Raw genomic sequence first — 14,440 nt, 5'->3', positions numbered from 1 at the left:
GCTCACAGCCGCCACTCCCTTGCCGCCCGCCAGGCGATCAGCGCGAACAGCGGCGCCCCTACCAGGGCGGTGAACACGCCCAGCTTCAATTCCTGATCGGTCGGCGTCATCCGCGCCAGCAGGTCCGCGACCACCAGCATCAGCGCCCCCGCCAGGGCCGAGGGCAGCAGCAGCCGCCCCGGATCGCCCCGCACCGCGCTGCGCACCAGATGCGGCGCCGCCAGACCGACGAAGCCGATCACCCCGGCCACGGCCACCGCCGCGCCGGCCGCCAGCGCCGTGGCCGCCAAGGCCAGCAGCCTCAGGCGCGCCATCGGCAGGCCCGAGGTCCGCGCCGTTTCCTCGCCGAGGCTCAGCATCCGCAGCCCCGGCGCCGCCGCGGCCGCCAATGCAGCGGCCACCAGCACCGCCGGGGTCACCCAGGCCACGTCGATCCAGCTCCGATTCTGCACCGAGCCCAGCAGCCAGTTCATCACCTCGGCCGTGGCGATGGGCGATGGCGACAGGTTGAAGATCAGGGCGGTGGCCGCGCCGGCGAAGCTGGACACCGCCACCCCGAACAGGATCAGCGCCTCGGGCGAGCGCACCCGCGCTGAGAACAGGATCAGCAAGCCTCCCGCCAGACCGGCGCCGATCAGGGCCGAGACCTCGACCGCGCCCGGGATCGCCGCCGCGCCGAGCACAATGGCACCCGCCGCCGCCAGGGCCGCCGCCGCCGACACGCCCAGCACGCCCGGATCGGCCAGCGGATTGCGTAACAATCCCTGCATCACCGCGCCTGACAGACCCAGCGCCGCACCCACCATCAGCGCCGTCGCCACGCGCGGCGCCCGGACCTGCCAGAACACCTCCGCCGGTCCGGAGCCCGGATCGGTAAAGGCCTGGGTGATCTGCGCCATGTTGAAAACGGTCTCGCCCAGCAGGATTCCCATCACCGCCGCCACCGCGATCAGGCCTGCGAGAACCAGCGTAAGCCTGGACGGCCGGGTCACGCCGCGGCCTTCAGCATCGCCGCCGCATCGGCCGCGAACCAGGCCGGGCAGGTCAGGGCCTCCGCCGGCAGCCTTGCCGCCACCCGCCCCTTCGCCACTCGCCGCACGACCGGATGCCGACCCGGCCCGCGCCAGTCGCTGCGCGTCTGGTCGAAGAAGCCCAGCACGAACCGCGCGGGCGGAAACAGGGCGATCCGCTCGACGCTGACCGGGGCGAAGAACGGCCCCCTGGCCGCATTGCTGAACCCGGCCGCCTTCAGGATGGCGTCCACCAGCGTCCCCTTGCCGGCCGTGAACCCCCCCGCCGTCAGATACAGCGCCGACCGTTCCGGCGTCTCTGGACCGGGCGCGGCGTCCCGCAGCGTCGCATCCATCCGCGCCGCGAGGGCCTGGCCACGGGCGGGCACGCCCAGACCTTGCGCCACCGCACGAATATCCGCCCGCACCCCGTTGAAATCCGTCGCATCCGCTATGGTGACGACCCGCACGCCCGTCGCTTCCAGCCGGGCCAGAAGGCGCGGTTCGCCGCCCCAGTAGCGCACCACCACATCCGGCCGGAATGCGATCGCCGCCTCCAGCGTCGGGCGCACCCGACGTCGTCCGGCGGCCGCCTCGCGCAACCAGGCGTCGGGATCATCGGCGCGTGGCGACAGGGCCAGTTCGGCGTCCGGCCTCAGGGCCAGCACATACTGGTCGGCGCACTGGTCCAGCGCCATCACCCGCAACGGCCGGGCCTCGGCGACGCCGGCTCCGACCATCGCCAGCCCGGCCAGCCCCCATGCGAGCCACCTCACGGTTTCAGCAGGCCCGCGAACAACCCCTCAAGCAGGGTGGTCACCAGCGTCTCGCGATCGACCCAGTCAAAATAGGGTTTGGTGATCACCAGCGACACCACCCCATGGCACCCGGCCCACAGCGCCTGGGCCGTCGTCCGGGCGTCGCCGCGCAGCAGGCCGGCGGCCTCGGCGTCCTCGACCACCTGTTCGAACGACCGGTACAGCGAGCCGCCCAGCTCCTGCGCCGCCGACAGGGCGCCGTGCTGCAGCTCCGCCGGCCGGGTCATATAGATCAGCCGATAGGCGTTGGGGTTGGCGAAGCCGAATTCGATATAGGCCGCCATCATCCGCCTCAGCCGCGCCTCGGGCCCGCCCGGCTCGGCCACGATCGACTCGTTCATCTCCAGCAGGGCGGCGAAGGCCTGGCGGCAGATTTCGTGGAGGATTTCGCCCTTCTCGGCGAAATGCATGTAGAGCGCGGTCGAGGACAGGCCGACCTCGTCGGCAATCTTGCGGATCGTCGCCCCCTCATAGCCATGCTCGACGAAGATGCGTTCGGCGGCGGCCAGAATCTCCGCGCGACGCGCATGGCCTTCGCCCTTGGGCTTGCGTTGCGAACGCAGGTTCGGGGGGGTGGCGAGGGTCACGCGGCGGGCTCCGGACGTCCGGCCCTGAATAGCGGCATTCCCCGGCTCGCGCCAACCACTTGCTCCGCGCGAATCACCAAGGTAACCCTTGGTAGTGGAGAGGGCTGAGATCAGCGATCTGGAAGATCGCCGGCGCGACGCCGCGCGATATGGGCCGCCGCCCGAACAGAGCGCGGTCATGAGAGGTATCGCGCCCTTCCAGCTTGTGACACTTGTGGTCCTCGCGGTCGCGCTGGCCCTCATCGTGTGGCTTCGGCCCCATCAGCTGGCGAGCGGCGTCGTCGCCGGCGCGGCGGGCGTCTTCCTCGCCGTGGCGCTCTGGCGCGTGCTGCTGATCCTGGTCAGCGTCGTCCGCCTCCCTGAGCCCGCCATTCCGGAACACTGGCCCCGCTACACCGTCCTCGCCGCCTTGCATGACGAGGCCGAAATCGTCGGCCAGCTGATCGAACGCCTGTCGCGCATCGACTATCCGGCCGACCGGCTCCAGGGCCTGCTGGTGCTCGAGGCCCACGACCACGACACGATCGCCGCCGCCCGCGCCGCGCCGCGACCGGACTGGCTCGACATCCTCGTCACGCCGCCCGGCAAGCCGCAGACCAAGCCGCGCGCCCTGAACTACGCCCTCGCACGGGCTACGGGCGAGTTGCTGACCGTCTATGACGCCGAGGACGCTCCCGACCCCGGACAACTGCGCGAAGCGGCCGCGCGTTTCGCCGCTGACCGGACCGGCCGGCTGGCCTGCCTCCAGGCGCCGCTCCGCATCCGCGCCGCGCCCGGCTTCATCGCGCGTCAGTTCAGCGCCGAATACGCCAGCCTGTTCGAGGCGGTCCTGCCCGGCATGGCCCGGCTCGACCTCCCCTTCCCGCTCGGCGGCACCAGCAATCATTTCCGGGTCGACCGGCTCCGCGAGGCCGGCGGGTGGGACGCGTGGAATGTCACCGAGGACGCCGACCTCGGTTTCCGCCTGTGGTCGCGGGGCTGGCGGCTCGGCGTCCTGGCGCGGCCGACGTGGGAAGCGCCGCCGGGCGGGTTTCCTCTCTGGCTCCCGCAGAGAACGCGCTGGCTGAAGGGGTATCTGCAGACCTGGGGCGTGCATACGCGACAGCCCTGGCGGCTCGGCCTGCGCGGGGCGTTGGCGCTGTTGATGACGCTGGGCGCGGGCCTTGCCTCGGCGGCGATCCATGGCCTGTGCCTCGCCTGGGTCGCGGTCACGGTGCTGGTCCCCCTCGTGGCCGGACTTCCGCCCGAGACTCCGCGGCTGGCGCTCAGCGTGCTGGTGCTCGGGGCCGCCTCGGCCTGGCTGTCGTGCGCCATCGGGGCCCGGCGCGCCGGTGTGCCCTATGGCCCGATCGACATGCTCGCGGCGCCGGCCTACTGGGCCCTGTTGAGCGTGGCCTTCGCCCATGCCGCCTGGCGGCTGGTCCGGGAGCCCTTCGCCTGGGACAAGACCCCGCACCGGCGCGACGCATCGCCTGATACGGACGACCCCGCGCCGGCCACCGCCGAAACGCACGATGCGCTGGACGCGACCGCGCCTCTCCGCCTATCAGCGGGTCATGTCGCCGCGCCTGAACCCGTCGCCTGAGACCCTCGTCACCCGCGCCTGGGCGGATTACGCCCTGCTGGACAGCGGCGGCGGGCGCAAGCTCGAGCGCTATGGGCGCCATACCGTGGTCCGGCCCGAGCCCCAGTGCTTCTGGTCGCCGCGCGATCCGGCCGCGTTCGACGCCGCCGACGCCGTCTTCGATCCGACCGACGAGGACGAGACCGGCCGCTGGCGGTTTGCCGGAAATCCGATCGACAGCTTCCCCCTGGCGTGGCGCGACGTGCGCTTCACCAGCCGGTTCACTCCGTTTCGTCACCTGGCCTTCTTCCCCGAACAGGCCGCCAACTGGGAGTGGCTGGACGGACGCATTCGTCGCCTGAAGCAGCCGAAGATCCTCAATCTGTTCGGCTACACCGGCGTCGCCAGCCTCGCCTGCGCCGCCGCGGGGGCTGAGGTCACCCATGTCGACGCCTCCAAGAAGTCGGTGGCCTGGGCCCGCGAGAACGCCGAACTGTCCGGCATGGCCGACCGCCCGATCCGCTGGATCGTCGAGGACGCCCGCAAATACGTCGCCCGCGAGGTCCGGCGCGGCTCGAAATACGACGGCATCATCCTCGATCCGCCGAAATACGGCCGGGGCCCGACGGGCGAGGTCTGGCGGCTGTTCGAGGATATGCCGGCCCTGCTGAAGGACTGCGCCGCCCTGCTCTCTGACGACGCCTCCTTCCTGCTGCTCAACGCCTATGCCGCCCGCGTCTCCGGCCTGTCCCTGGCCCATCTGATGGCAGAAGCCACCGCGGATCGCGGCGGGGTCATCGACTGGGGCGAGTTGGCCTTGGCCGAGGACGGGCCGGACGGGCGAGCCATCGGCCTGAGCTTCTTCGCGCGCTGGTCGGCATGAACGACCGCCTGATCACCTCCCTGACCAATGATACGGTCAAGAACGTCCGCGCGCTGCATATGCGCAAGGAGCGCGAGGCGACCGGCCGGTTCCTCGCCGAGGGCTTGAAATTCATCGGCGAGGCGCTGGATCAGAACCGCGCGCCGCGGCTGCTGATGGTCGGCGAGGACGCCCGGCCGCATCCGATCCTCGACCGCGCCCGCGAGGCCACCCGGGCCGCCGGCGGCGAGGTGGTGATCGTGACCCACGCCATCCTCGAGAAGATCAGCCGGCGCGACAACCCCCAGACCGTGCTGGGCGTGTTCGACCAGGTCTATACGCCCCTGTCGGCCATCCAGCCCGCCACCGCCCCGGCCTGGGTGGCGCTGGAGCAGGTCCGCGATCCTGGCAATCTGGGCACCATCATCCGCACCGCCGACGCGGCCGGCTGCGGCGGGGTCATCCTGATCGGCGACTGCGTCGACCCCTTCTCGGTCGAGGCCGTGCGGGCGACCATGGGCTCGGTGTTTGCGGTCGCCATCGCCCGCGCCACGCCGGCCGAGTTCATCGCCTGGCGCCAGATGTGGCCCGGCAGCGTCATCGGCACGCGGCTGGACGCGACGGTCGGCCACCACGACGCCGCCATCGAATATCCGGCCCTGATCCTGATGGGCAACGAACAGGCCGGACTGACCGACGCGCTGGCCGCCGCCTGTGACGTCAACGTCAAGATTCCCATGCGCGGCCGGGCCGACAGCCTGAACCTGGCCGTGGCCACGGGGATCATGGTCTATGCGGTGACCGACAGGGCCTAGAAGCTGCGCCCGTCCACCCGCTGCGCCGTCCAGCTGAACGGTTCGATGTCGGTCAGGGTGCGGATGTTGACGGCGATCATCGCCTTGCCGTCGGCGGTCGAGCCGCGGGCGAAGGACTGGACGCCGCAGGTCTCGCAGAACAGGTGGCGGATCTTGTGGGTGTTGAACTGATATTCCGTCTGCGGCCCGTCCGCGGTCAGGCGGAAGGCGTCGGGCGCGACGAAGGCCAGCACCAGCCCCTTGCGATAGGAGTGCGAGCAATTGCACTCGATCAGCCCCTCCAGATCGGTCTCGACCTCGAACGCCACCGCGCCGCAGCGGCATGATCCGGTGTGGTTTTGGGCCATGTCAGTCTTCCGTGTTTCCAGCCCGGTCGAGCCGGAATACGCCCAGTTCGCCGGCCTCCCGAATCTCCTGCAAGGGACTTTCGGAAGCGGCCTCGAATATCGGACGGGCCCGCTCATCGGCCAGTGTGGCCAGTTGCGTCAGCGCCCAGAGCCGGGTGCCCGGGCGGTCGGAGGCTGCGAGGTCCATGCAGGCCGTCGTCAGAGCGCCCCAGTCCGGATTGACGATGGCCTCGAGACTGTGGCGCAGGCCTCGCATCATCTCACCGGGATCGCCGAAACTGGCCCGTTCAAGCAGCAGGGGGATCGCGGCTCTCAACCTCCGAATCGCCGCTACGTCGGCGAGGGCGGTGTAGAGATTCGCCCGATCCCAGGTCTGTTCGTCATCCCATTCGGCGCTGTCCTCGTCGGGAAGCGGAGCCAGGGCGGCCAAGGCCTGCAGGACCTCCTCATCCGTCCGTGCGGCGAAGCTCGCCACATGGTCGGCGATGACCTGGTGCGGCGGCCGATCCGGCCCTTCAGCCATCACGCATCCTCCAGCAACACCACCCCCGGCGCCGACTTCAGCGCCCCGCGCAGGGCGCCGTCCAGCCGGTAGCGGCCCGGCAGTTTCAGCTCGACCTCGCGGCGGCCGTCGAGGGAGGCGACCAGCGAGACCTCCCCGCCCTTGCCTTGGGCGCGCGCCTTCTCCAGCCGGGTCCTGAGCGCCTCCGCGTCGGCGGTCCGGGCCGAGACATGGATGCGCAGGCCCATGGCGCCGTCATCGATCAGCGTGTCGAGACGGCTGGCGTCGTCGCCGAAGAAGCGCACCTCGCCGTCGGCCGACTTGGCCCGCACCCGCACCATGATCGAGGCCCCGACCTCCAGCACCTCACGGCATTTGCGCAGCTGTTCGGGCGGGAACAGACATTCGAACTCGCCCGTCGGGTCGGAGAAGGTGACGAAGGCGAACTTCTCGCCGGACTTGGCGCTGGCCCGCTCCTGACGGCGGCGGACGACGCCGGCCATCAGGAAGGCCTCGTGGCCGCTCTCGGCCAGGGCCGTGGCCTCGGCGACGAAGGTGACGCGCTTGCGCTTCAGCGCCGGGGCCATGTCCTCCAGCGGGTGGCCGGACAGGTAGAAGCCGACGGCGGCCAGCTCCTGGTCCAGCTTCTCGGGCCCGACCCAGGGCTCGACCGGCTTGAGGCGTGGGCGGGCGGCGCCGGCCTGGTCGCCGCCGAACAGGGACACCTGCGACGAGGCGCGTTCGGCCGCCACGCTCTGGCAATAGGCCATCAGGGTGTCGGCCTGTTCGAACAGCTGGCGGCGGTTGGAATGGAAGCTGTCGAAGGCGCCGGCGCGGGCGAGGTTCTCGAGCGCCCGCTTGTTGACGCTTCGCGGGTCGACGCGCTCGAGGAAGTCAAAGATGTCGGTGAACCGGCCGCCGGTCTCGCGCACCTCGACCAGATGCTTCATCGCCTCGAGGCCGACGTTGCGGATGGCGCCCAGGGCGTAGAGGACGGCCCCCTTCCCGCCCTCCCAGGCGACGTCGAAATCGGCCGAGGACCGGTTCACGTCCGGCGACTTGATCGGCACCTCGAACCGGCGACAATCCTGATAGAAAACGGCCAGTTTGTCGGTATTGCTGAGATCGAGACTCATGGACGCGGCCATGAACTCGACCGGATGGTTCGCCTTCAGCCAGCCGGTCTGGAAGCTGATCAGGGCGTAGGCGGCGGCGTGGGACTTGTTGAAGCCGTAGCCCGCGAACTTGGCCACCAGATCGAAAATGCCGCCGGACTGTTCCTCGGACACCCCCTTCTCGGACGCGCCGGCGATGAAGCGCGCGCGCTGGAAGTCCATCTCCTCCTTCTTCTTCTTGCCCATGGCGCGGCGAAGAAGGTCGGCCTCGCCGAGGCTGTAGCCGGCCAGGACCTGGGCGATCTTCATCACCTGCTCCTGGTAGATGATGACGCCATAGGTCTCGGTCAGCACCTCGGTCAGGGAGGGGTGCAGATAGTCGACCTGCTGCCGCCCGAACTTCCGGTCGATATAGGTGTCGATCATCTCCATCGGCCCGGGCCGGTAGAGGGAGATCAGGGCGGTGATCTCCTCGATCGAACCGCAGCGCATCTTGCGCAGGGTGTCGCGCATGCCCTGGGATTCCAGCTGGAACACCCCGACGGTCTGGCCCGAGGCCATCAGCTCATAGGTCTTCGGATCGTCGAGCGGCAGGCCGTTCCAGTCGACGGCGGCGCCGCGCCTTTCCAGATACTGCCGCGCGCGGTCCAGCACGGTCAGGGTCTTGAGGCCGAGGAAGTCGAACTTCACCAGACCGGCGGCCTCGACCCATTTCATGTTGAACTGGCTGGCCGGAATGGTTGAGCGCGGGTCCTGGTACAGCGGCGCCAGCTCGATCAGCGGCCGGTCGCCGATGACGATGCCGGCGGCGTGGGTCGAGGCGTTGCGGTACAGCCCCTCCAGCTCCAGCGCCGTTTCCAGCAGGGTCGCCACCGCCTTGTCGCTGTCGCGGGCCTCGCGCAGGCGGGGCTCGATCTCGATGGCCTGGGCGAGGGTGACGGGGTTGGCGGGGTTGGCCGGCACCATCTTGGCGAGGCGATCGACCTGGCCCAGCGGCATCTGCAGCACCCGGCCGACGTCGCGCAGCACGGCCCGCGCCTGCAGGGTGCCGAAGGTGATGATCTGGGCCACCCGGTCCTTGCCGTAGCGGGCCTGGACGTAGTCGATCACCTCTTCCCGCCGCTCCTGGCAGAAGTCGATGTCGAAGTCGGGCATGGAGACCCGTTCGGGGTTGAGGAACCGCTCGAACAGCAGGCCGAAACGCAACGGATCCAGATCGGTGATGGTCAGGGCCCAGGCGACCAGCGAGCCCGCGCCCGAACCCCGGCCCGGCCCCACGGGGATGCCGTGGTTCTTGGCCCATTTGATGAAGTCCGACACGATCAGGAAATAGCCGGGGAAGCCCATCTGCTGGATGATGCCGACCTCCCATTCGAGGCGGGCCCAGTAGTCGGCCTCCGGCGCGACGGGAGTCACGGCCGCCAGCCGCGCCTTCAGCCCCTCGCGGGCCTGATGCATCAGCTCCTCGGGCTCGGTGCGGCCGGCGCCGGCGTCGAACCGGGGCAGGATCGGCGCGCGGGTGGGGGCGAGGAAGGCGCACCGGCGTGCGATTTCGATGGTGTTGTCGCAGGCCTCGGGCAGGTCGGCGAACAGCTCCCGCATGGCTGCCGCGGGCTTGAACCAGTGCTGGCCGGTGACGCGGCGGCGGTCCTCCTGTCCGGTGAAGGCGCCGTCGGCGATGCACATCAGGGCGTCGTGCGACTTGGCCTGGGCCGCCTTCGCATAGTGGACGTCGTTGGTGGCGACCAGCGGTGCGTCGTTCGCATACGCCCATTCGACCAGACCGCGTTCGGCCTGGCCCTCGCTGGCGAGGCCGTGGCGCTGCAGTTCGACATAGAAGCGGTCGCCGAAGACGCGGGCCATTTCGGCGAGGGCGGCGGCGGCCTCATCGGGCCGGGACTGGACGAACAGGGGGTCGACGGGGCCGTCAGGGCCGCCCGACAACAGGATCAACCCCTCGGACCGTTCGGCCACCATGGTCCAGGGCACGCTGGGCTCATCCATCGCGCCGGCGTCGAGGAAGGCCGAGGACGACAGGGCGCACAGGTTCAACCAACCGGCCTCGTTCTGGACCAGCAGGACGACGGTCGGGACCCTGGCCCAGCGCTCGTTGATCTTGCCGCCGATGCCCGTGACCGGGATGGCGCAGGCCACGACGGGCTGGACCCCCGCCCCTTTCGCCGCCTCGGAAAACTCCAGCGCCCCGAACAGGTTGGCGCGGTCCGCCACGCCGACCGCCGGCATGCCTGCGTCCGCCGCCAGGACCGGAACCTTGCCCGCCTTGATCGCGCCTTCCAGCAGCGAATAGGCCGAGCGGACCCGGAGGTGGATGAAGCCCTGGCTGTTCAGCGTCTCGGTCAAACCGGTCCCGTTCCTTCGCCTGCTCCTGTTCTGAACCGAGTCTCACATCGCGGGCGACGGCGACACCGGAAAGCGGCCGAACGCGCGCTCCCAACCGGGACCGTCTGTGGATAGCCGCCCCAGCCACCCCCGGGGCTCCGGGCCACACGGAAAAACAACCGTCCACATCGTTCACATCGACCGCGCCCGGGCTGCAACTCCTTGAATTCGCGGGACCCGACAGGTGGACGGTCCGGACTCCTCAGACCGCCGAGGTCATCAATGCCGCCTGCCACATCACCCAGACGAAGCCGCCGCACGACGCCAGCGACAATGTATCCCGAACCCAACGCGCCATGACGGCCTCCCTTGCGTGTTCTGGGTATGTTCTAAGTTGCGGCTTTGTTCTCGTCAAGCGGCGTTTGTCGAGTGACACAGGAGCGTGAAGGCGCGCTACACTGTCTGCGCGTCGCCTCCCCGCCCTCCCGGCGGTCTGCGTCCCAGGAGTTCAGGTCATGGCCAAGGGTCAAGTCAAATCCAACAAGGAAGTCCGTAAACCCAAGGCCGAAAAGCCCAAGCCGGCGGTGTCGGTCGGCAGCTCGCCCTTCACCACGCCGCCCGGGAAGAAATAGGATTTCCCTTCCCCTTCACGGGGGAAGAGTCAGGCCGACAACCGCGCGTCGCACTCGGCCACGCCGGCGGCGATTCCGGCCTCTGCGTACAGGTCCCGCGCCGTGGTCCAGGCCAGCCGCGCCGGCTCCTGACGCCGCAGGCTGTCGAGCGCCAGCGCCTTCAGTCGTACGGCGTTGGCCATGTCGAGCGAAGCCCCCTGTCCATTGGCGCGGTACAGGGCGGCCGCCTGTTCGGCGTGGGCCAGCGCCTGGTCTGGATGATCCGCCTCACGGTCGAGGTCGGACAGATGCCGCAGGGCACGGGCCTGCAGCAGGGGTGCGCCGCTCTCGCGGCTGAGAGCGGCGGCGCGGGCATAGCTGTTACGGGCGTCGGCCGCGCGGCCCTCGGCCATGGCCTCACGCGCCGTGGTCAGATGGGCTTGGATGGCGTCGGTCATCCGCCGACCCTAGCACGCCGGCTTCAGTAGGCGTGGCTCTCGGCCGGACGTTCTTCCAGATGGCCGTCCTTCAGGGCGAAGACCCGATCCATGTGCCCGGCCAGCTCCATATTGTGGGTGGCGATCAGGGCGGCGACGCCGGTGTCCTTGACCAGCCGGTGCAAGGCCTCGAACACGGTCTGGCTGGTGGCGGGGTCGAGGTTGCCGGTCGGCTCGTCGGCCAGCAGCAGGCGCGGACGATTGGCCAGGGCGCGGGCGACGGCGACGCGCTGTTGTTCCCCGCCGGACATCTGGGCCGGCTGGTGGGTCAGACGCTCGCCGAGCCCCAGGGCGACCAGCACCTCGCTGGCCCGCTCGCGGGCCTGGGCCTGGCCGACGCCGGCGATGCGCAGCGGCAGGGCGACGTTGTCGCGCGCGTCGAACTCGGCCAGCAGGTGGTGGAACTGGTAGACGAAGCCGATGCTGGCGAGACGGATATGGGTCCGCGCCCGCTCGTCGAGGCCGCCGACGTCGGCGCCGTCGATGCGGATCTCGCCCGAGGTCGGCCGCTCCAGCAGACCGGCGGCGTGAAGCAAGGAGGACTTGCCCGAGCCGGACGGCCCGATCAGGCCGACGACCTCGCCCGGCATGACGTCGAGATCAACGCCCTTGAGCACGGTCAGGCCGCCCGAGGCGGTCTCATAGGTGCGGGTCACGCCGCGGACGGAAAGGACGGGGACCTTACTCATAGCGAAGCGCCTCGACCGGATCCATTTTCGCGGCCCGCCACGACGGCAGCAAGCTGGCCACGCAGGACATGAAGACCGACCACAGGGTGACCCAGATCACGTCCATGGCGTCGACCTCGGCCGGGATGGACTCGAGCATATAGACGTCGGCGTTGAACAGCTGGACCTGGAACAGCCATTCGAGGAAATGCTGGATGGCCGCGATGTTGAGGCAGAAGACCAGCCCCAGGACCAGTCCGGTGATGGTGCCGGCCACGCCGATGGCCGCGCCGGAGATGAAGAAGATGCGCAGCATGGACATCTGACTGGCCCCGACGGTGCGCAGGATGGCGATGTCTCGCGTCTTGTTCTTCACCAGCATGACGATGCCGGAGATGATGTTGAGGGCCGCGATGGCGACGACGAGGCCGAGAATGATGCTCATGGCCACCCGCTCGACCTTCAGCGCGCCCCAGAAGGCGGCGAGGCGGTCGCGCCAGTCGCTGACGATGGCGCGGTCACCGGCGGCGGCGCGGACCGGCCCGGTCAGATACTCGACCCGGTCGGGCTCGGCGACCTTCAGCTCGATGACGTCCCAGACGCCCTCCTTGCCGAAGAACAACTGGGCCTGCTCCAGCGGCATGAAAATGAACAGCCGGTCGAAATCGGCAGTGCCCGAGGTGAACAGGCCGCCGACGCGATAGGTCTTCTCCAGCCCGCCGAGATTGCCGAAGGCGCTGTCGGCGCCGGTCGGGGAATACAGGGTGATCGGATCGCCGATGCGCAGGCCCATGCTTTCGGCCAGCGACTTGCCGATCAGGACGTTGTCTCCGCCGTATGGCCCCTGGCCGAAGGTCCGGCGCGCTTCGTCGGACAGGCTGTCGTTGACATAGGCCATAGAGTCGAGGTCGCCGGCGCGGATGCCGCGCACCATGGCCCCGGTCGTCTGGCCGGCCGCGCGGACGATGCTCTGGTTCTCGGTCAGCGGAGAAATGCTGACCACGCCGGGGACCGCCGCGATGCGTTCGACCGCGGCCTCGCGCTCGGCATCGCTGAGCACCGGGCCCTGGACGTACATATGGCCGTTGAACGACAGCATCCGGTCCAGCAGCTCGTTCCGGAAGCCGGCCATGATGCTCATGACGATGATCAGGGCCATGACCGCGAGGGCGATGGCGACATAGGAGATGATGGCGATCAGGGCGATGCCGCCCTCCTTGCGCCGGGCGCGCAGGTATCGGAACGCCAGTTCGAACTCCCAGGCCGAAAAGGGGCCGGCGGGTTTGGTCGGCTTCAGCGCCGCCGGGACATCCGTCATCCGCGCACCCTCGCCAGGGCCTCGTCCAGCGGGACCGAGACCTTTTCGCCGGTCGCCCGGCGCTTGAGCTCGACCAGTCCCTCGGCCACGCCCTTGGGACCGATGGTCAGCTGCCAGGGAATGCCGATCAGGTCGGCGGTGGCGAACTTGCCGCCCGGCCGCTCGTCGGTGTCGTCATAGAGGACGTCCTTGCCGAGGGCTTCCAGCTTGGCCACGGCCTCTTCGCAGGCGACGCAGACCGCCTCGTCATTGACCCGCAGATTGATCACGACGACGTCGAACGGCGCGACGGAGTCGGGCCAGATAATGCCGCCCTCGTCGTGGCTGGCCTCGATGATGGCGCCCAGCAGGCGCGACACGCCGACGCCGTAGCTGCCCATGTGGACGTCGGTGTCCTTGCCATCCGGCCCGGCGACGCGGGCCTTCATCGGGGCGGAGTATTTGGTGCCGAAATAGAAGATGTGGCCGATCTCGATGCCGCGCGCCGTCAGGCGGTCGCCCTCGGCCGTCTGGCTCTCGAACTGACCGGCGTCGTGCATTTCCTCGGTCGCCGCGTAGAGCCCGGTCCGCTCGTCGACGATGGCCTGCAGGTCGTCCCAGTCCACGCCGGCGCCGGGCGCGGGCATCTCGACCAGTTTCCGGTCGCAGAACACCTGGCTCTCGCCGGTGTCGGCCAGGACGATGAACTCATGGCTCAGATCGCCGCCGATGGGGCCGGTGTCGGCGCGCATCGGCACGGCCTTCAGACCCATCCGGGCGAAGGTGTTCAGATAGGCCACGAACATCCGGTTGTAGGCCTTGCGCGCCGAGGCCTCGTCGATGTCGAAGGAATAGGCGTCCTTCATCAGGAATTCGCGGCCGCGCATCACGCCGAAGCGCGGACGGCGCTCATCGCGGAATTTCCACTGGATGTGGAAGAGGTTGAGGGGCAGCGCCTTGTAGCTCTTCACGAAGCCGCGGAAGATGTCGGTGATCATCTCCTCGTTGGTGGGCCCATAGAGAAGCTCGCGCTCGTGCCGGTCGGTGATGCGCAGCATCTCGGGGCCGTAGGCGTCATACCGCCCCGACTCCCGCCACAGGTCGGCGAGCTGGAGAGTGGGCATCAGCAGTTCGACGGCCCCTGCCCGCTCCTGCTCCTCGCGCACGATCTGCTCGATCCGGTTCAGCACCCGCAGGCCCAGCGGCAGCCAGGCGTAGATGCCGGCGGCCTCCTGTTTGATCAGGCCGGCGCGCAGCATCAGCTGGTGCGAAACGATCTGGGCGTCCGAGGGCGCCTCTTTCAGCGTGGGCAGAAAATAGCGCGACAGGCGCATGGGGTCAGAATCTCGGCAAGCGAAGGGGAGACAAGCTTTAGCCGGGCGACCGGGGCGAAAGCTAGGCCGGGTC

14 protein-coding genes are annotated in these 14,440 nt (G+C 69.5%); 4 read left to right on the top strand and 10 right to left on the bottom strand.

All coding sequences use genetic code 11. The features are described from left to right. Positions 1 to 2: 2 nt before the first annotated feature. The 3 genes from B2742_RS06260 to B2742_RS06250 are packed head-to-tail and all read right to left on the bottom strand — an operon-like array spanning position 3 to position 2,415. Complete coding sequence (locus B2742_RS06260; RefSeq protein WP_292064148.1) at positions 3 to 992, bottom strand: FecCD family ABC transporter permease; 990 nt, start codon at positions 990 to 992, stop codon at positions 3 to 5. Continuing rightward, complete coding sequence (locus tag B2742_RS06255) at positions 989 to 1,750, bottom strand: ABC transporter substrate-binding protein (RefSeq protein ID WP_292064693.1); 762 nt, start codon at positions 1,748 to 1,750, stop codon at positions 989 to 991. The genes B2742_RS06260 and B2742_RS06255 overlap by 4 nt, the downstream gene beginning before the upstream one ends. Positions 1,751 to 1,782: 32 nt before the next feature. Next, positions 1,783 to 2,415, bottom strand: a complete 633-nt coding sequence (locus tag B2742_RS06250; protein ID WP_292064146.1) for a TetR/AcrR family transcriptional regulator — start codon at positions 2,413 to 2,415, stop codon at positions 1,783 to 1,785. Between the two features lie 178 nt (positions 2,416 to 2,593). Here B2742_RS06250 and B2742_RS06245 point away from each other — a divergent pair, with 178 nt between their 5' ends. From B2742_RS06245 to B2742_RS06235, 3 genes are read left to right on the top strand one after another with little or no spacing between them, the layout of a single operon-like run. Then, positions 2,594 to 4,000 carry a glycosyltransferase family 2 protein gene (locus B2742_RS06245; RefSeq protein ID WP_292064145.1) on the top strand — a complete coding sequence of 469 codons (1,407 nt, stop codon included), beginning with the start codon at positions 2,594 to 2,596 and terminating at the stop codon, positions 3,998 to 4,000. Then, positions 3,972 to 4,862 carry a class I SAM-dependent methyltransferase gene (locus B2742_RS06240; RefSeq protein WP_292064143.1) on the top strand — a complete coding sequence of 297 codons (891 nt, stop codon included), beginning with the start codon at positions 3,972 to 3,974 and terminating at the stop codon, positions 4,860 to 4,862. The genes B2742_RS06245 and B2742_RS06240 overlap by 29 nt, the downstream gene beginning before the upstream one ends. Next, positions 4,859 to 5,656, top strand: a complete 798-nt coding sequence (locus B2742_RS06235; RefSeq protein WP_292064141.1) for a TrmH family RNA methyltransferase — start codon at positions 4,859 to 4,861, stop codon at positions 5,654 to 5,656. The genes B2742_RS06240 and B2742_RS06235 overlap by 4 nt, the downstream gene beginning before the upstream one ends. Here the strand turns inward: B2742_RS06235 and B2742_RS06230 are convergent. The 3 genes from B2742_RS06230 to dnaE are packed head-to-tail and all read right to left on the bottom strand — an operon-like array spanning position 5,653 to position 9,981. Continuing rightward, the gene (locus B2742_RS06230) at positions 5,653 to 6,003 is read right to left on the bottom strand and encodes a GFA family protein (RefSeq protein WP_292064138.1); all 351 of its coding nucleotides are present in this window, start codon (positions 6,001 to 6,003) and stop codon (positions 5,653 to 5,655) included. The genes B2742_RS06235 and B2742_RS06230 overlap by 4 nt on opposite strands. A gap of 1 nt (position 6,004) precedes the next feature. Further along, complete coding sequence (locus tag B2742_RS06225; protein ID WP_292064135.1) at positions 6,005 to 6,526, bottom strand: hypothetical protein; 522 nt, start codon at positions 6,524 to 6,526, stop codon at positions 6,005 to 6,007. Continuing rightward, on the bottom strand, positions 6,526 to 9,981 hold the full coding sequence (gene dnaE, locus B2742_RS06220; protein WP_292064133.1) for a DNA polymerase III subunit alpha: 3,456 nt from the start codon (positions 9,979 to 9,981) through the stop codon (positions 6,526 to 6,528). The genes B2742_RS06225 and dnaE overlap by 1 nt, the downstream gene beginning before the upstream one ends. A 494-nt stretch (positions 9,982 to 10,475) precedes the next feature. Here dnaE and B2742_RS06215 point away from each other — a divergent pair, with 494 nt between their 5' ends. Further along, positions 10,476 to 10,592 (top strand): hypothetical protein, encoded by a 117-nt coding sequence (locus tag B2742_RS06215; RefSeq protein WP_284223103.1) that lies wholly within the window; start codon positions 10,476 to 10,478, stop codon positions 10,590 to 10,592. A gap of 29 nt (positions 10,593 to 10,621) precedes the next feature. On the opposite strand, the gene B2742_RS06210 is transcribed toward B2742_RS06215, so the two are convergent. From B2742_RS06210 to proS, 4 genes are read right to left on the bottom strand one after another with little or no spacing between them, the layout of a single operon-like run. Next, positions 10,622 to 11,029, bottom strand: coding sequence for a hypothetical protein (locus B2742_RS06210; RefSeq protein WP_292064130.1), 408 nt, complete (start codon positions 11,027 to 11,029; stop codon positions 10,622 to 10,624). A 23-nt stretch (positions 11,030 to 11,052) separates the two neighbouring features. Beyond that, positions 11,053 to 11,757 carry an ABC transporter ATP-binding protein gene (locus B2742_RS06205; protein WP_292064128.1) on the bottom strand — a complete coding sequence of 235 codons (705 nt, stop codon included), beginning with the start codon at positions 11,755 to 11,757 and terminating at the stop codon, positions 11,053 to 11,055. Beyond that, on the bottom strand, positions 11,750 to 13,054 hold the full coding sequence (locus tag B2742_RS06200) for a lipoprotein-releasing ABC transporter permease subunit (RefSeq protein ID WP_292064125.1): 1,305 nt from the start codon (positions 13,052 to 13,054) through the stop codon (positions 11,750 to 11,752). The genes B2742_RS06205 and B2742_RS06200 overlap by 8 nt, the downstream gene beginning before the upstream one ends. After that, positions 13,051 to 14,367, bottom strand: a complete 1,317-nt coding sequence (gene proS, locus B2742_RS06195) for a proline--tRNA ligase (protein WP_292064123.1) — start codon at positions 14,365 to 14,367, stop codon at positions 13,051 to 13,053. The genes B2742_RS06200 and proS overlap by 4 nt, the downstream gene beginning before the upstream one ends. Positions 14,368 to 14,440 lie beyond the last annotated feature (73 nt).

It is taken from the genome of Brevundimonas sp. UBA7664, from assembly GCF_002483305.1.
Lineage (GTDB): Bacteria > Pseudomonadota > Alphaproteobacteria > Caulobacterales > Caulobacteraceae > Brevundimonas.
This window is presented reverse-complemented; position numbering and strand designations above follow the sequence as displayed.